17 protein-coding genes and 1 pseudogene are annotated in these 15,747 nt (G+C 57.4%); 14 read left to right on the top strand and 4 right to left on the bottom strand.

Features of this window, described 5'->3' with window-relative positions:
• Window positions 1-114 precede the first annotated feature (114 nt).
• The 11 genes from IEX64_RS16115 (at window position 115) to IEX64_RS16065 (ending at window position 11,163) form a co-directional block, all read left to right on the top strand.
• Window positions 115-684 carry a TrbI F-type domain-containing protein gene (locus tag IEX64_RS16115; RefSeq protein WP_098108399.1) on the top strand — a complete coding sequence of 190 codons (570 nt, stop codon included), beginning with the start codon at window positions 115-117 and terminating at the stop codon, window positions 682-684.
• Window positions 662-1,198, top strand: coding sequence for a S26 family signal peptidase (locus tag IEX64_RS16110; protein ID WP_229710484.1), 537 nt, complete (start codon window positions 662-664; stop codon window positions 1,196-1,198). The genes IEX64_RS16115 and IEX64_RS16110 overlap by 23 nt, the downstream gene beginning before the upstream one ends.
• A 74-nt stretch (window positions 1,199-1,272) precedes the next feature.
• Window positions 1,273-1,851 carry a type-F conjugative transfer system protein TraW gene (gene traW / locus IEX64_RS16105; protein WP_098108397.1) on the top strand — a complete coding sequence of 193 codons (579 nt, stop codon included), beginning with the start codon at window positions 1,273-1,275 and terminating at the stop codon, window positions 1,849-1,851.
• Entirely contained in the window at window positions 1,848-2,129 is a 282-nt protein-coding gene (locus IEX64_RS16100) for a hypothetical protein (protein ID WP_098108353.1), read from the top strand. The genes traW and IEX64_RS16100 overlap by 4 nt, the downstream gene beginning before the upstream one ends.
• Window positions 2,116-3,129 carry a conjugal transfer pilus assembly protein TraU gene (gene traU / locus IEX64_RS16095; protein ID WP_373290160.1) on the top strand — a complete coding sequence of 338 codons (1,014 nt, stop codon included), beginning with the start codon at window positions 2,116-2,118 and terminating at the stop codon, window positions 3,127-3,129. The genes IEX64_RS16100 and traU overlap by 14 nt, the downstream gene beginning before the upstream one ends.
• Window positions 3,130-3,137: 8 nt before the next feature.
• Window positions 3,138-3,872, top strand: a complete 735-nt coding sequence (trbC, locus tag IEX64_RS16090) for a type-F conjugative transfer system pilin assembly protein TrbC (RefSeq protein WP_098108395.1) — start codon at window positions 3,138-3,140, stop codon at window positions 3,870-3,872.
• Entirely contained in the window at window positions 3,869-5,701 is a 1,833-nt protein-coding gene (locus tag IEX64_RS16085; RefSeq protein ID WP_188821194.1) for a conjugal transfer protein TraN, read from the top strand. The genes trbC and IEX64_RS16085 overlap by 4 nt, the downstream gene beginning before the upstream one ends.
• Window positions 5,698-6,081 (top strand): hypothetical protein, encoded by a 384-nt coding sequence (locus IEX64_RS16080; protein ID WP_141521627.1) that lies wholly within the window; start codon window positions 5,698-5,700, stop codon window positions 6,079-6,081. Before IEX64_RS16085 ends, IEX64_RS16080 begins: the two co-directional genes overlap by 4 nt.
• Window positions 6,074-6,877 carry a conjugal transfer protein TraF gene (locus tag IEX64_RS16075; RefSeq protein WP_098108350.1) on the top strand — a complete coding sequence of 268 codons (804 nt, stop codon included), beginning with the start codon at window positions 6,074-6,076 and terminating at the stop codon, window positions 6,875-6,877. The genes IEX64_RS16080 and IEX64_RS16075 overlap by 8 nt, the downstream gene beginning before the upstream one ends.
• Window positions 6,877-8,319, top strand: coding sequence for a conjugal transfer protein TraH (locus tag IEX64_RS16070; RefSeq protein ID WP_098108349.1), 1,443 nt, complete (start codon window positions 6,877-6,879; stop codon window positions 8,317-8,319). Before IEX64_RS16075 ends, IEX64_RS16070 begins: the two co-directional genes overlap by 1 nt.
• Window positions 8,320-8,331: 12 nt before the next feature.
• Window positions 8,332-11,163, top strand: coding sequence for a conjugal transfer protein TraG N-terminal domain-containing protein (locus IEX64_RS16065; protein WP_098108348.1), 2,832 nt, complete (start codon window positions 8,332-8,334; stop codon window positions 11,161-11,163).
• Between the two features lie 10 nt (window positions 11,164-11,173).
• Here the strand turns inward: IEX64_RS16065 and IEX64_RS16060 are convergent, their stop codons facing one another.
• Window positions 11,174-11,362 carry a hypothetical protein gene (locus IEX64_RS16060; protein ID WP_141521626.1) on the bottom strand — a complete coding sequence of 63 codons (189 nt, stop codon included), beginning with the start codon at window positions 11,360-11,362 and terminating at the stop codon, window positions 11,174-11,176.
• A 130-nt stretch (window positions 11,363-11,492) separates the two neighbouring features.
• Here IEX64_RS16060 and IEX64_RS16055 point away from each other — a divergent pair, with 130 nt between their 5' ends.
• The gene (locus tag IEX64_RS16055) at window positions 11,493-12,290 is read left to right on the top strand and encodes a hypothetical protein (protein WP_098108347.1); all 798 of its coding nucleotides are present in this window, start codon (window positions 11,493-11,495) and stop codon (window positions 12,288-12,290) included.
• Here the strand turns inward: IEX64_RS16055 and IEX64_RS16050 are convergent.
• Window positions 12,287-12,979 carry a hypothetical protein gene (locus IEX64_RS16050; RefSeq protein ID WP_141521625.1) on the bottom strand — a complete coding sequence of 231 codons (693 nt, stop codon included), beginning with the start codon at window positions 12,977-12,979 and terminating at the stop codon, window positions 12,287-12,289. The two genes, IEX64_RS16055 and IEX64_RS16050, sit on opposite strands and share 4 nt — an antisense overlap.
• Window positions 12,980-13,656: 677 nt before the next feature.
• Here IEX64_RS16050 and IEX64_RS16045 point away from each other — a divergent pair.
• A complete protein-coding gene (locus tag IEX64_RS16045) occupies window positions 13,657-14,181 on the top strand; it encodes a helix-turn-helix transcriptional regulator (protein WP_098108346.1) in 525 nt (174 codons plus the stop codon).
• Window positions 14,182-14,190: 9 nt separating this feature from the next.
• Window positions 14,191-14,658 (top strand): hypothetical protein, encoded by a 468-nt coding sequence (locus tag IEX64_RS16040; protein ID WP_098108345.1) that lies wholly within the window; start codon window positions 14,191-14,193, stop codon window positions 14,656-14,658.
• Between the two features lie 18 nt (window positions 14,659-14,676).
• Here IEX64_RS16040 and IEX64_RS16035 read toward each other — a convergent pair whose 3' ends face one another.
• Window positions 14,677-15,309: a hypothetical protein gene (locus IEX64_RS16035; RefSeq protein WP_141521624.1), complete on the bottom strand. Its 633-nt coding sequence runs from the start codon at window positions 15,307-15,309 to the stop codon at window positions 14,677-14,679.
• 42 nt (window positions 15,310-15,351) lie between these two features.
• Window positions 15,352-15,747 (bottom strand): annotated as a pseudogene (locus IEX64_RS16030) (UPF0149 family protein); the annotation flags it as partial.

The raw sequence follows: 15,747 nt of genomic DNA, 5'->3' as shown, positions 1-15,747 counted from the left end.
CAATCGGGCGATATGGAAGGAGACCTGCTAGGCGGTAGAGAGGGGGATGTTGCTGCGGATGCTGGAGCATCGTGCGCCATCGAGGATGAAGCTTCCCGGGGGGATGCCTCAGCGATGGCAGTCCAGCTCGGCGCCGGATCTGCGAGCTCTCCCGAAGACGGGCTGGTTGCGAAGCATAGAAGCGCACCTGTATCGTCGGCCAGCGCGTCTGCTCGGGGAGCGAAGCGGCCAAAAAATTCCGGGGGACTGAAGCTGAAAGATGCCGCTCTGGTTGTCGGCTTGGCCGTTTGCCTTGTCTGGGGCGCCTGGGTGACGAAGAGCCTCCTCGATGACGGCATGGGTAAAGACAGGTTCGTTAAGCTTCAACTCCAGGGTGTGATAGCCGAGTATCTTCAGGCGCAAGCCCGGTCTGGGAGCGACGATCGCACGGCCGCGCAGCAGACGGCCCAATTCATGGCGGTGCTCGACAAGGCTGTGGCTGCCGCAGGCCAGGATGGCCGCATCGTGCTGGTGAACGAAGCGATCGTCGGCGGCGATATCCCGGACATCACAGCGCAAGTGAAGAGCGAGGTCTATGCCCAGGTGCCCATGCCCAAGGTGGCCGCCATAACGCCGGTACAGCAGGGCATGGAATCCTTCATGGCCAGCAACGGAGGTCACGGTGACGATCGTCATAGACAATAAGGCGCGGCCGGTTCGGTTGTCGTTTCGGGCCAAGATGGCGGCGATCGGCGGGCTGTGTGTTCTTGCTGTAGCCGGCCAGTCGCTCTCCCATTGGAGCCGGACGCACGCCTTCATGATCAATGAAAGCGGGTCGCTTCCCAATTGGGCCTTTCTGGTTTCCGCAGGACAATTCCCGCACCGGGGGGACTATGTGATCTTCAACCCGGGCCGCGATCCAATGGTCCTCAAGTATTTCGGAAGTCCTCCGCCGGCGTTCGCCAAGATTGCGTATGGGGTTCCCGGTGACGTTGTCGAGCACGTTGGCCGCGACGTCCTGGTGAACGGTCACAAGGTCGCTCGGCTCAAGCCATTCACACTTAAGGGAGACCCGCTGGCCGCGGGGCCGACTGGCCGCATTCCTGATGGGTGCGTCTATGCAGGAAGTGGTCACAAGGACGGGTTTGATAGCCGATATGCGGAGATAGGCTTTGTGTGCCGTGACCGCATTGCTGGCGTTGGGAGCCCGGTGCTGTGAGGATTCGGTCACTCGCGGCAGTCGCTCTCTTTGGTGCGATCGGCGGTGCAGGCTTGCCGGGCCTCCACGCGGCGATGGCCGTGGATCATGGGCAAGTGGGCGAGGCATGGCCGATCATCGAGCCAGATTTTCTCGACGTGATCAAGGCGAAGCTCGAAGCGGCGAAGGCCAGCGGAAAGCTGGACGAGTTGAACGCACGTTTCGCTGAGCGGGTGAAGGCAAAAGTCATGCGGCCAACGCCTGTCGCCGGGATGGTCGCGGCTACGGAGAGCCGTACTTGGGAATATGATCCGACCATCACTCTAGAGAGCGACATTAGGGACGCCAAGGGCAACCTGATCGCGGTGGCTGGTCAGCGGATCAATCCCCTCGACAAGATTACAATGTCCGAAAAGCTATTGTTCATTGATGGTGACGACGAAGCCCAGGTGTCGTGGGCCCTTGGACAGGGCGATGAACGCGCAGCAAAGATCATCATGGTCAGCGGGTCTCCGTTTGATCTCATGAAGGCCAAGCAGCGCCGGTTCTACTTCGACCAGGCTGGCACGCTCACCGGTAAGTTCGGCATCGAACATACGCCTGCGCTCGTCGAGCAAAAGGGCAAGCTACTCATCGTGCGTGAAGTTGCACTCAAGCCGGGGCAGGGGTCATGAGGAAGTTCATCGAAAAGCATATGCCGTATCCGATGGCGGCGCCGGAAACGCGTCAACTTCGCTCTGCGCGACGCCGGCTCATAGGAGCGCTCGTCGCTGTCGCTATCCTGACCTGGCTGTGGCCGCTTGCGGTATCGGTTTCGAAATTAGGTGCGGCTGCGTTGTTTGCCGGTCTCGGCGCCTTCGTGCTCGTCCAGGGCCTCTTTTGGGCTCGAGCGAAAAATGCAGCGGACGACGCCTATTTGTTCTCCGGGGACGGCTGCGATGACGATGCCTAGGTGGATTGTCCAAGCCATTCTCGGCCTGCTCCTGATCATCCCCGGGGCGGCGCGCGCGCAAGTTCCGACAGGCAGTTGCTCAGGAAGCTTTGTCAATCCGATCACTGATGTGTGCTGGGGGTGCATGTTCCCGCTATCCGTTGGCGGTCTGCGAATTTGGCCTTCTTCGCGAGCGGACACCAGCAATCCGAGCTCGCCCATCTGCCTGTGCGGATCACCCATTCCGCGCATTGGCGTCGCAATGGGTTTTTGGGAGCCGGCACGCCTGATTGATGTGACGACGAAGCCTTTCTGTTTTCCGAACCTGGGTGGGATCAAGTTGTCACCGGGTTTGACCATGGGCAGTGGATATGCCGCCAATGTGGGCTCGAACGGCGGGACTGACACGGCGAAGTATCATGTCCACTACTACGTCTATCCACTGCTTTATTGGCTGGAGATCCTGACGGATTTCGTGTGTTTCGAACAGGCCAGCTTCGACATCGCTTACATGACCGAGATCGATCCGCTTTGGCAGGACGACACCTTGACGACGCTGATTAATCCGGAGGCGTTGATCTTTGCAAATCCATTAGCTCAGGCGGCTTGCGCGGCCGACTGCGTGGCCGCGACGGCACATCTGCCGCTCAATGAACTGTTTTGGTGTGATGGCTGCCAGGGGTCGATGTATCCGCTCAACGGGAACGTGGGTGCGAGCGTGGGTATGACCCAGTCGGGACGATTGGCGGCAGAGCGCATGGTCTACAAGATGCACCGCCAAGCGCTTGCATGGGGAACGATGGGTTCGAAGGCGCTGTGCGGTAAGTATGTCATGCCGATCCTCAAAAAGAGTCAGTACCGGCTGCAGCAAGTCAACCCGACGCCAATGGTGTCGGGGCGCGAGGCCTGTTCCCCGATCGGCGGTTCGGTTTTGCTGCCCGGTGCCGCGAGGACTTACCCAGTGACTGGTGAAGACATGGGCTTTCTACTTTGGCGCAAGCGTAACTGCTGCGTGTTGTGAGGACGAAAATGCGCAAATCGATGGTTGGTCTTGGCGGTGTATTGGCGATCGGGATCGTGAGCGCTGCACTGGCGCAGACGATCGACGGGCTTGATTTGCAGGCTGTGGAGAAGCGCGCGGAAAACGGGCGTCAGGACGCGCAGGACGTGTTCGACTTCGTCACTGGCCAAGGCGATCCACCGGCCGCTGCGGCACGAGAGGTGGTCGACAATGCCCGGGATCGGATCGCCGATCTTGATGTGAGTGCGATTGGTAAGAGCGAAGGTCCGGTAAATCTGGATGAGCTGGTGGCAGGCGCGAAGAGCACCGTCGCTGGGCCCAAATCGACACCGCTAATCATGGCGTTCGTGAGTTTGTCGATGCCAGGGGAATCGCTTCGCCGAACGATCGCCGATACGACGAAAGCTGGCGGTGTCGTGATCTTCCGGGGATTTTCGGCTGAGGGCCCTAAGCCATTTGTCGAGGCGCTGTCTCGAGTAGTAGACCAGAAATCGGCGTCGAACATTGCGATCGATCCGCGGCTCTTTCGGGCGTTCAAGGTCGACCGCGTACCCACCATCGTCGCGGCGTCGACGAATTTCGAGCCGTGCGATCAGCTTGACTGCGTAACTCCGGCGCCTCCACACGACAGGATCTCGGGCAACGTCAGCTTGGCCTATGCTCTCCAGGAATTCGTTGAGGGCAGGGGGCCTGGTGCGCCTGCGGCGCGTGTCGCTCTTGCCAACCTGACACCGCGGCAATGACTGGTTGGCGTGCCTTTGTTGTAGCAGTTTTGCTGTTGGCACCCGTTCCTGGCTGGGCGCAGGCGGACGCGCTCAAGCAGGGCGAAGATTTCGCGAAGTCAGTTCGTGACGCACAGGCGAGCGGCGCGGTAGCTGAGGGAAGCGAAAATGATGTTCCTGGCTACGGCGGCACCGCCATTGACGCGTCGAAATATCTCGATGACCCCGATGGACTGACTGACGCGGGCATTTCCGAGCGATATTCCAACCCGGACTACGGTGTTGTTATCGACAGTTCGCGGCCGGAGTTTGACCCCGCAACGATCGACCTCTCCACGGCTCAGGATATCGAATATGATCCGGAGGCATATGTTGGAACGGGCCTTTCGGCAGGCGGATCGACCGGTAATTGCGAGCCTCTGCCCAATGACGGCACGACATCATCGACGTATTTCGAGACATGTAATGAGGGCGACCAGATCATCACGAGCACGCAAACGTGCACTGAGACCCTAAATGTTGAAGTAGAGAAGATAACGACATGGGTTTATTACACAGCGGACAGAGGTCCATATGCCAAACGCTCGCTGTTCAATTCATATGTCACGTCTGGAACCTGTCAAAGCAAAGGAACGTTTTCCTATTGTGGTAATGTGAGTCTCTATGGATACAAGGCTGCAGGCGATTGCAAGGACTCTTCTTACAGCACCGAGATACTTGAATGTACGCAGGAAATTTCCGGACTTACGGCGGCTTCTTCCGCCTATTTTACGGGCATCGTTCCATCGACAGGGGCGTTCTGGATGTCGAAGGGCGAGACGGTAAAGCCCGCCGTTATCACCAGAAATACGTCTGCTTGTGCTTCTTTCGCCGGCAACGCGCAGTGCGCTGAACAGGGCAGCGAAGTTTGCAGCGACAGCGATCCGGTGACTCGCAACATCAACGGCGTCGACGTAACGCAGCCATGCTGGGCCTGGACGCGGACATTTCAGTGCACGGAGCGCAAGGCAGCCAACGACTGTTCTGAGCTGCAGGCGAACGCCCAATGTACGTTTGATCACAAGGAATGCCTGAGCGAAAACGACGACGGGTCATGCAATGTCTACGATGACGTGTATCGCTGCGTCACGCCGGCGAGCGGCACGACAAATCCGCAGGCCTATCTGTGCGCTGGCGATCTTTATTGCATCAACGGCGAATGCATGCAGGTTGAGCGGCAGGCATCTACTGAATTCAAGGATGCCATGGTCGCGGTGCAGACCATGGGCGATGTCCGAGATCAGTTCGACCCAGATAACCTGACGCTGTTCAATGGGGCCAAGGAAGGGTGTCACAAGCCGGTATTCGGTTTGGTCAATTGCTGCGCAGGCAAGACTTCGGGCCTCATAACAACAGCCGCGGGCGCCGCCGCGATCGCGGGCGGGCCCACGGCGATCGCGGCACTGGCTACGCCGTTCCTGACGATGTTCCTGTGCTCGAACGACGAAAAGTTGCTCGATGTGAAGGACCGGATGGGGCTGTGCCACTATGTCGGGACATATTGTTCCGACAAGATCCTCGGGGTCTGCACCAGCAAGCGCAAGAGCTATTGCTGCTTTGAAAGCAAGTTGAGCCGGATCCTTCAGGAACAGGGGCGCGCGCAGCTCGCAATGAGTTGGGGAACGGCAAAGAACCCCGACTGCGAAGGCTTCACGGTCGAAGAGTTTCAGCAACTCGATCTGTCGCAGATGGATTTCACCGAAGTCTATGACGAGTTCGTTGATGCGGCGAAGGTGCCCGACGAAGTCGAGACGTCGATCGAGATCCAGAACAAGATCGAGGAATATTACAAGTTGCACGGGGGGTCATGACGTTGATGCCTGACGTTTCTCATATCCATTTTGACCGAAGGGTGCCCGATCTCAGCGTGTTCGAGCTGGCGGTCGCTAATGCGATTTCTCGCCAGAAGATTTCAACTGATGAAGACCTGCAGGAGGTTCTCTCCGACTGGTTCCAGCGCAAGGTGCGTGTTCCGGACGTATCGGCCGCGCTCGACACGATGATCGCCAAAGGGATCGTGCGCCGCGGTGACGAAACGCTCTGCGAGTATCGGCTCACCCCGCACGGAATCGACGCTGTGACGTCGCTCTACGGCGGCTGCATCAGAATGATCGATCGGGGCCTGGGCCTTCTGAACGTCAGCATGATTCTCAATCTACTCACAACGACGCGGGAGTCGGACGATGCGTAAAACGCTTCATGGTGTGACGGCGGTCGCGCTTATTATCTCGCAGGCGGCCGCGGCGATACCAACCTTTGCGGAGGACACAGGGCCAGTTCGCGATGTCTTCTATTGTGAGCAGCGAAAGCTAGGGAGCTGGTTCTATTGTGATCCTGACAAGGAGAAGTATCCAACCTTGCTAGAGACGCCGAGTGCGGTGCCTGCAGTCAAGCAATTGGCAGCCATTGGCGAAGAGCTCGATGAACTCAAGGCGCGGGCCATTCTCAATCCGACGACCGAGAACCTGGCGGCATATATGCATTATCAGCGCGCGCAGTTGGATCGTGCTTCGACGTTTGCCGATGTTTGGGGAAGGACGGTTTGGCAGAATCCGGAGCTCGACTATACGTTTGAGCGCCCGATAAATTCGCTTGGTAAGCGAACCTGGATGGAGGATCGCAAGGCCGCAAAGGCCTCGACGATGGCGCAGCTGTCGCAGCGTTACGGGGTCTTCTATTTCTACTCGTCAGCGTGCTCAGCTTGCCGTGTCTTCGGTCCGATCGTCCGATCACTTTCAGATCAGTATGGGCTCGAAGTTCTTGCCGTTTCCATGGACGGCGGGCCGAACGACCAGTTTCCGCACTATGTGGTCGACACCGGCCAATATCGAAAGATGGGGCTGACGGGAGATCAGGTCCCGGCGCTTGTTCTGTTCGATACCCAGACCAAGCGGCCAATTCCGATCGGCTACGGTTTAATGGCTGCTGATGAGGTCATGGACCGGATTTTCACACTCACGCAGACCGAACCAGGGAGTGATTACTGATGGCCGGGATCGACAGGCGCGGGCGCGCCCCGTGGCGGAAGCGTGTGAGGATTGCGGTGCTGGTGCTTACAGCATCGCAGATGTGCGCCGTTCAGACATTTGCCAATGTGGGCACGGAATTGAACGATTTCTTCAACGATATGGGCGGTGCCGGCAACGCATATGGTCCGACGGCTTTTCAGGGCCAGTCGGCCGGGTACTACACGGGTGGCGGCGTCTGGACGCGCTTCAAGAACAAGGACATCAACCCGGTCAACGTCCAGCTGCCGAGCGTAAAGGCGGGCTGTGGCGGCATCGACATCTTCGGCGGGGCGTTTTCGTTCATTAATACGGACGAGATCGTGGCGATGCTCAAAGCTGTGGCGAGCAACGCGCTTGGTTTCGCTTTCCAGTTGGCGATCAAGTCGATCAGCCCACAGATCTCGCAAACCATCGAGGAGATGGCTCAGAAGATCGAGAAGCTCAATCAGATGAACATCTCGTCCTGCGAGGCGGCGCAGGGGCTGGTTGCTGGTCTATGGGGTAAGAATCAGGGGCGCGATTCCGAAGTCTGCAAGGCAATAGCGAACAGTCAGGGCTTTGCGACCGATTGGGCGAAGGCGAGGCAGGATTGCAATGCTGGCGGGGAGCGAACGGAGACGCTCAATAAGAATGGCGATGATACCATCCCGTCGAAGTCCTACAACTATACCTGGCACATGCTCAACAAGAGCTACCCGTCGTTCGATCGGGAGTTCAAGGAATATCTGATGACGCTGGTCGGGACGATCGTCTACCAGCGGGCCGATTCGGACGATGCCAACGGCACCATCAAGTACTTTGGACATGGAAACCGCGACTTGATCCAGGCTCTACTGGTCGGTTCGACGGAAACCAAGGTTCTGCGCTGCGATGAGACGGACGATTGCCTCAATCCTTCGTATTCGAATACCGTCACCATCAGTGCCAGTCAGGCTCTTCAGCCTCGTATCGCCACCTTAATCCGATCGATGGCGAACAAGGTTCGCACCAACGAAGCGCTGACGGCCGAGGAGGTCGGCATTCTCGGTGGTACGAGCGTCCCTCTCTACAAGATTATTACCGTCAACGCGGCAGCCCAGCTCGGAGGGATGACAGAAGCCGACATTCAAGGCCTCGCCGAGATCGTGGCGATGGACATGCTCGAAACGATTGTCCGGGAATATTACAGCTACGTACAGAAGGCGCAGGGATCGTTCAGCGAAGCTGACGATGCGACCTTGCAGCAGTGGCGCGACCAGCTGCAGAACGTCAGTTCGGTCATCGATAGCTACAGCTATTCGATGAACGAGCGTCTCCAGCGGACCCAAATCTTTGTCGATCGAGCCGTGTTTTTGGAGCGAACACTTCGAAACACAATCTCTCCGCAAATGTCCGCGGCACTTTCATTCAGATCTGGGGCGGCTGCCCAGGGCTTGAACTGACGGAGGCGATCCATGCTTGAGATCTTCACCATCGGGGGCGGCGAGTACATCGTCAATGTCCTCAACGCGGTTGCCGCATGGACCGGGGGAGGGGGTTTTCGGGCCATGCTCCGGGTAACGATGGTGATCGGTTTTGCCTACGTGCTGCTCGTGGTGGCGTTCAGCTTGAATTGGCGCGCCTGGTTCTCGTGGTTCCTGTCGTCGACGCTCATGTACATGGCGCTGATCGTCCCGACCACGAGCGTCAAAGTGACGGATCGGATCAACCCCGGTCTGGCGCCGGCTGTCGTGGCCAACGTTCCGATAGGTCTTGCGGCGATAGCGTCCTTTTCAAGCCAGATCGGTGATTGGCTCACCCAGCAGGCAGAGACCGTATTCGTGATGCCGGACACGCTCGAGTATCGGACGAATGGGATGATTTATGGCGCGCGGCTGTACGACAAGACTCGAGACTTCAAGTTCCGCGATCCTCGCGTCCACGCCAATCTGACCGAGTACGACAAGCAGTGCTTGTTCTATGACTTCTTGCTCGGGCAGAAGGATATTGGCGATGTCATGAATTCGGCGGACGTGCTGGCCGCAATGGGACCAGGCTCGCCGGCGCGCGCTATGACGTTCTGGAATGCCGACAACACAACCAGCATCGTGACCTGCGAGGCAGCTTACAACACACTCGCCGGGGCTGCAGGCGTTCCTGCAGCCACTGATACTGAGCTCTCGACTGCGGCGCGCAGCATCTTTCCAGATCTCACCGCTGCGGCGGCCAAGAACAAGCTGGAAGCCGATCTGCCCGAAGTGGCGGCGCAGTTTCATGGCGTTGGTCAGACGGCCGCTCAGATTTTTCAGCAGAGGGCTCTAACCGACGCGTTTCTCGAGGCGCGGGCAAACCTGTCCAGCACTGACGGGGACACCTTTGCGATGCTGCGCGCCGAGACCCAGGCGAAGAACACCTATGTGACGATCGCGCAGCAGGCGATGACGTGGGTTCCGCTGCTCAACATCGTGCTTACGGTTGTGTTCTACGCGATGTTCCCTGTCATTTTCCCGCTGTTCCTGATGCCTCAGTCGGGCGTGAGCGCGCTCCAGGGCTACCTGACGGGCTTCTTCTACCTTGCCGCATGGGGCCCGCTCTATGCGGTTCTTCACATGTTCATCATGGGGCGTGAAGAAGCTGCAATGGCCGCGGCCGCGCCCACGGGCTTCACGATGGCGACGATGGAGGGCATCGACGCTGTGAACTCGGACACGGCGACGATCGCGGGGTTCCTGATGATGTCGATTCCCTTCTTGGCGGCCGGCTTGGCGCGCGGGGCCATGGCGGTGTCGAGCCAGGCGACCTCTATGCTGGCGCCGGCGCAGTCGGCAGCCGAGGCTGCCGCGATCGAACGGACTACCGGCAATTACGCCTATGGCAACCAGAGCTATCAAAATCTGACTGGCAACGTCGTGCAGCGCGATCATTGGAACACGGCGCCTTCTTTTGAGGGCGGTTTCGCGCGTTCGTCCTTTACGAACCCCAACGGCACACAGTTTGGTCAGACATCTGATGGGACTGCGATCTTCGACAACCGGCCGGGCATCAGCAGCCTCGGCTTCAATCCGAGTGTCACGCGTTCGACGATGGCGGATATCAGCCAGGCCGCGTCAGAGCTCGAAACGCGCCGTACACAGCTGACCCATGCTCGCCAGGAGCGCGTTGCGGCACTCGAGAGCATGGGCTTTAGCGAATCGACGGGGTTCCGGTCGTCGAGTGGTTCACAAAACTCTACGACCCAAGGCTCGAGCAGTTCCAAGGGAGAAGGCTACTCGTCAAATCAGGGCGTAACTGATCAGGTCGGGTCCAGCAGAGATATCGGGCAGGGCGTTGAAGCTACTCGCTTGGCGCAGGATCAGTACCGCTCTGCTGAGAATACAACATGGGGTCTTGGAGGATCTGTCGGTCTTCCCGGCGGCGGCCCAAAGGGAGGTGGAAAGGGTAGCAAGATTGGCAAAGTTGGCGGTGCAGGTGTTGGAAACGCCGCCCTTTCTGGCAACTATTCAGTTGATGCATCAGATGGGGTATATTTCACGGATGGTGCTTCACAATCGCGTAGCGACCGCGCCAGTGTAAGTTCGGGGTCCGTTAGCCGCCAAGGTGAGGAGGCTAGCCAAGACTTTCGGCATCAGGAGGAGGCGTCTGCGCGATCGGGCACCTTCTCGCAGCGCGAAGGCTATTCGGATTCGCGATCGTTTCGCGACAGGACGGTTCAGGAGATTCGATCGATTGACCACAACCTGGCCGAGATCGAGGAAGCATCGCGAAGTCTGGGTACGACCTGGACACTCCGAGAAGGCGGTGGTGCGCAGTTCTCGCAGGACATGTCGCAAATCGTGGCAAGCCGGTATCAGGACTATGCCCATAGCGCCGAATTCAGGGCCCTTGGCGCGCCATCGCTTCAGTCCGTGGATTTGACGCCGACGCAAATGCGCGCGCGCGACATGATCGTCGACAGAATTGCACGCGACTATGTCGACAGCATTATGGCGCCTGTGCGGGATGAGTTCATTTCACCTACTGAATTGCGCGGACATGTGGACGGCCCGGGTAACTTTTCGGAGTCTGATTTACGGTCGAGCTTAGGCGGCCACGGAGGGATAGGGCACCGTCGGGACAAATCGGACCCCAGTGGATTGGCTGACGAGGTTGCGGAGGCGATCAGTTCTGGTCGTCAGTCGATTGAAGGTCGACGGGATTCAGCTGAAGCGAACAGAACGTCGGCGGTTCAAGGCGCTGTGGATCTCGGCCAACAGGTAACAGACAAACAGAACCGTAGATGGTTTGAGGAAAAGGATCGAGGCGACTAGACCTCGACCCTTAGTAAATTACACAAAGGGCTAGGAAGATGATTGCCGCTACGACGAAAACGATGAGATGAAGAAGCGAAGGCTCAACATCTGCCGTTTCAAAGGGATCAACCATAACATCTGCAATGCGATCTCGCTCGGCATCTAAGAGCAATCCGAGCGCATTGCCTTCCGGTGAGCCGTCATAAGGAGCATACATGATTTTCATCCTTTCGATTTGAGTACCACAGCTTCGCCCAAAAATCCAGTTGGAGCTGTGGTACTCAAATCGAATGGAGGTATGGCAGCCCTTGCCAGTGAGCCGGTATCGCGGTTACGGATTGCAGACCATGACTGAGGCAATGATGCCGACCGACAAGCCGCTCAATTTCTATCTCGACTTACGCCGGCGTCTCCTCGCTGGCGAGTTCGCCGCGGAGAAGCGTTTGGTCACCAAACAGTTCTCCGCTGAAAGCGGACTCTCAAACAGCGCTATACTTGGCGTTCTCAATGCGCTTGCGACCGACGGTTACCTCAGAAAGCAGCACAAATCGTTTTCGCCCGTGTTGTGGACGCCCTGCATGATCGAAGCAGGGGTCGATCGTCTGGAGATTTTCGTCGAAATTTGCTGCACGAGATTGTTACGGGAGAGCGGTCATCGATTGGCCAAGTTCGTCCAGCTCGCCGGCGAGATGAACGCTTGGGCATTCAGCGATGAGCGCTATTATCTCAAATCGATGGAGTGCTTGGCCGTGCTCTTTGGTGCAGGCGAGCGCCGGACGATCGGAGAGGTAGCTAATCGTCTCTTGCCTCAGGCCTTTTTCAGAATTCTCTGGAATCTTCTTGCTGATGCAGGCGGGTTGCTTTGGTTGCGCGAGTTGCGGTCGGCGTCGGGTTTTTGCTTGCCCGATGGGCGACTGGATCTCATCGCGATATGGCTGAGTGTCCGAGCATCGATCACTGAAGTTTTGCTTGGCGGCGAGGAGATCATCCTGGATCGATCGAGAATAGCCGATCACAATCGCGTGCGGGAAGCCGATTTGAGGGCCAGGACACTCCCACTAGTCCACCTTGCTCACCCCATAATGTTGCCGCTGGTGGAGACCGGAGACGCGGCCCAGGCCTATGTTGTGAGTGCTAGCGTTTAGGCCAAAGGGACGCCGGATTTTCCCTCGCATTGAGTGTCGAGGTGAACGCCGCGCAGGGCTGTGACCGCCCGTGCGGCCGCTAATCCGTCGTGATTGGTTACGGCTTTCACAATATCGGCTGCACGAGAGCACATAGCTTCAATTGCGTTTGCCCCTAGTGAAGCAGACCAGGCGTAAACCCAACTCGATTTGGCCAACGAGGCATATTCACGGAATAGTTCGGTCGCATTCATAGATGCGACAAGCATGAGTAGCAGCATTTGCGCTTGAACACAGGTTTCCAACGCGTGCGCTCGTCCGGTCTGACTCCTGATTAACTCAATTTGCTTTTCCAACGATGGAACAAGTGGCTCCATGTCGAGGCGTTGGCTCCGCAGTAACACGACGGCTTCGATTGCAGCAAGAATCTCAAATTCGCGAACGCGACTTTCATTGTCCAAGCGCGTCCATGTGAAATGTCCAGAATGGTGGTCGATGAAGCCGTTTGCTCGTAGTGTTGCGAACGCGGCGTTACCCCATTCCTCGCCTTCATCATTCATCTTTGCCAGTTTTGTCGGATTGACCGGCTCGATCGCCAGCTCGCAGTTTGCGATCTGGCATTTCATGCGTTCTATTTTGGGATCGCGCGACGGCAAGAGGCCTTCGGAGGCTTCACGATAGAACGATTCAAGTTCGAGATTGATGGTCATGCGCTCGGGTTAGCATACCGTCTCTCGTTGCCAAGCATCAGCTATGTGAGTCAGATCAGGAGCCTAGCGAGAGGATCTCTCTTGCATGGCCTAGAATACGGCGCATCGCTAGAGCGAGGGGTTCAAATGGGTCAGCGTCCAGGATGCGTTGGCATGTCGTCTCAAGGGCTTCGAGAGGCAAGCCCCGAGTGTCCTGGGTTCGCTCGAAGTCGTCGAATGCTGAAAGCAGAGATTTAAGGTCCGAAAAGTGCACGTCTGGAACGCCCTCGTGCCTTAAGGAAGGCGTAAAAGGAATTGGAGCATCTTCGAATTCCGGGATCGCCTGAGACATGTTGCGGTTGTCCACTTTGGTGCGGGAACGTCGAGGCACGTCGTTGCCCGCGGCGGTCCAATCCAATCCCCCGGCAGTCGGGGTTCAGTGTTATGTTCGCGATGATATAATGGGAGATCAACGCCAAAAATTAGTGCAGTGATTTGACCTATGGTGGTGGCGCATATGAAAAAACCACCACTATTACAAAATTTTCATATGTGGTTTTATGCCATAATGAAGATAGGAAATGGCGCGCGCGGGAACATGAGGACCAAGCATTGCGGCTTCGTTTGGTTAATATCTTGCGACATGGCGGGAGCGTGAACGGCGTTCGCGGGGATGACGCTGTTGGATTTCGAGCATTATGCTGACCCCCCAGAAGGCACAGGATTTGCTGGCGCAATTGACGTCAAAGCAGACGGAAGTGCTTGTTTTGCTCAGTCATCATCAAACGACGAAAGAGATCGCCCGCGAGCTTGGGCTATCGCCAAATACCGTCGATCAGCGGATTATGGCTGTTCGGGACAAATGGGGTACGTCGAACCGAAAAGAGACCGCGCGTCTCTTTGAAGAGGCGACCAGCATATGTGGAGAAAGCACACATATAACGCTCGGCGTGGACTCCTCGGTCACGGGGGCCGACACAGGAGAGATTATCGTTGATGCTCAAGCGATGTTTGTTTTGCCCAAGCCTCGGCGTTTTCGACCATATCGGGATTGGCTTGATATTTCGAACCGCGATGGGGCCGGCTTGGATTGGGTGGACGACAGATTCGGGAAGCCGGGGCGGGTGGTCCTGGTTTTCGTTATCGCCGTACTCATTTCGCTCATGTTGCTGTCGAGCTTAGCCGTTGCCGACGCGCTGCAGCGTCTATTTACGCCGGGTTAGGGGACATCGGTGCTTGAAGAATTAAGGCAAATCTATTGGGTCGCGTTCGTCGTCGCCTTGATTTTTATCCTTTGGAAGGGAGGCGTTCCTGAGCGATTGGGTGCGGCAACTGTTGTGGCGATGGCGGTTCTGCAGTTTTCGCTTTTGGTATTTATGCGGAGTAGCCGCTTCGACGCTGTCGACCTCGGGTCACTGGTGACCGACGTCGTGGGTTTCGCCGGGTTTGGCATTCTCGCGCTTAATGCGCGCCGAATTTGGCCGCTTTGGGCGACTGCACTTCAATTGCTTAGCCTCGGTGCGCATTTTGCGCGTTGGGTATCACTGGATATGGCTCAGCAGATTTATGCCATCACCCGTTCGACGCCAACGGCGATCGTTGTGGTGTTGATGGTGCTTGCGACGGCCTTTCACATTCAAGCTGTGAAGCGCGGGACGTCTGGAGCTGACTGGCAAGACTGGGATCAGTTTCGACATTAATGGGAGGCCGCCGCAGGGTTATACAAAGCCGCGGTGGGATAGTGCTCCCTGGATCGCTTTTGCAGCTTCAACCGGCACCGTTATCGAGAATGCGTTAACGAACAATGTGGCCGTCCTCATGTCGCGCTCGCTCAGATCACACTTGCCGTAGTCAGCGATCGGTTCTGAAGCCCCTTTGACGGCGGCGTAGAGCTGTGAAAACAACTTGTCCGCTTGGGCCCGTGCTGGGTGATCGATTTGGGCATATTGCAAAAGGCGTTGTTGAAACAGCGCGCGAATTGGCCGGTTCAATTTCTCTTCGACGGCGTCGACACATAGGTTGAAGCCGTCTTGGAAGATTGATGTGATCTGCTGTGGATCGATTGCCGTGGGGATGGAACTGAACTCGATGCGGGTCCGGTAAGCGCAGAATACGAGCGATTCAAAGGCGGCTACTTCGCTATCTATGTCGCCCGCCAGTATGCTGAGCTGGTGGGCTGTATTGTGCATGAAATCTGCACCGCATGCCGTTATCTGCGTTGCTACCACAAGCGGTGGGAGATCGTCTCGCATATCGTTCGCCGCGATGACGTGCTCGATCCGGGCTGCATCAAACGAAACGACGAAATCTGTGAGGGGTTTTGGCCGGTGGCGTCGGAAGCGGGGCGGCAAGGTGTGTCTCCGCATACGTGAGCGATGTAGAGGTTTGCAGCGTCATCTGGAGTTGGCCGCATTTGCAAGTCTCGTGCGATAGAGCGTTCGCAGAAGACTGGGAATGAATTCCCATTGCCTCAAGACGATATCGTTGAGCCGGTCGTGATCTTCGTGTTTGGCAATCCATTCTCGGGCGGCTTGTCCCATCGGACCTGCAGCATGCGCGCCAATGAGGCCAAACTGGCCTGCTTCGCGTTTTCCCTGCAACAGATATAGCCATAGGTCGAGATCCGGGCCCACGGCTTCCAGGAAACCGGTAGCCCATTCTGTCAGGTCGAAGTCACCGTTATCGAGCAGCGTTAGCATTGGTGCATAGCTGTTACGTTCGTCAGAAAGCGCGCGCCTGATTTCATCGAGGCGATGGGCAAGATGTTCGGCGGCCAGCTTTTGTTTTTT

Source organism: Novosphingobium indicum (assembly GCF_014645195.1).
GTDB classification, from domain to species: Bacteria; Pseudomonadota; Alphaproteobacteria; order Sphingomonadales; family Sphingomonadaceae; genus Novosphingobium; species Novosphingobium indicum.
This window is presented reverse-complemented; position numbering and strand designations above follow the sequence as displayed.

Coding starts and splice junctions, on each gene's coding strand:
- IEX64_RS16060 (WP_141521626.1), bottom strand. CDS start 11,362: ATGTATGCTCCTTATGACGGCTCACCGGAAGGCAATGCGCTCGGATTG.
- IEX64_RS16100 (WP_098108353.1), top strand. CDS start 1,848: ATGAGGAAGTTCATCGAAAAGCATATGCCGTATCCGATGGCGGCGCCG.
- IEX64_RS16115 (WP_098108399.1), top strand. CDS start 115: ATGGCAGTCCAGCTCGGCGCCGGATCTGCGAGCTCTCCCGAAGACGGG.
- IEX64_RS16055 (WP_098108347.1), top strand. CDS start 11,493: ATGACTGAGGCAATGATGCCGACCGACAAGCCGCTCAATTTCTATCTC.
- IEX64_RS16050 (WP_141521625.1), bottom strand. CDS start 12,979: ATGACCATCAATCTCGAACTTGAATCGTTCTATCGTGAAGCCTCCGAA.
- IEX64_RS16070 (WP_098108349.1), top strand. CDS start 6,877: ATGGCCGGGATCGACAGGCGCGGGCGCGCCCCGTGGCGGAAGCGTGTG.
- IEX64_RS16075 (WP_098108350.1), top strand. CDS start 6,074: ATGCGTAAAACGCTTCATGGTGTGACGGCGGTCGCGCTTATTATCTCG.
- traU (WP_373290160.1), top strand. CDS start 2,116: ATGACGATGCCTAGGTGGATTGTCCAAGCCATTCTCGGCCTGCTCCTG.
- IEX64_RS16085 (WP_188821194.1), top strand. CDS start 3,869: ATGACTGGTTGGCGTGCCTTTGTTGTAGCAGTTTTGCTGTTGGCACCC.
- IEX64_RS16045 (WP_098108346.1), top strand. CDS start 13,657: ATGCTGACCCCCCAGAAGGCACAGGATTTGCTGGCGCAATTGACGTCA.
- IEX64_RS16080 (WP_141521627.1), top strand. CDS start 5,698: ATGACGTTGATGCCTGACGTTTCTCATATCCATTTTGACCGAAGGGTG.
- IEX64_RS16065 (WP_098108348.1), top strand. CDS start 8,332: ATGCTTGAGATCTTCACCATCGGGGGCGGCGAGTACATCGTCAATGTC.
- traW (WP_098108397.1), top strand. CDS start 1,273: ATGGCCGTGGATCATGGGCAAGTGGGCGAGGCATGGCCGATCATCGAG.
- trbC (WP_098108395.1), top strand. CDS start 3,138: ATGCGCAAATCGATGGTTGGTCTTGGCGGTGTATTGGCGATCGGGATC.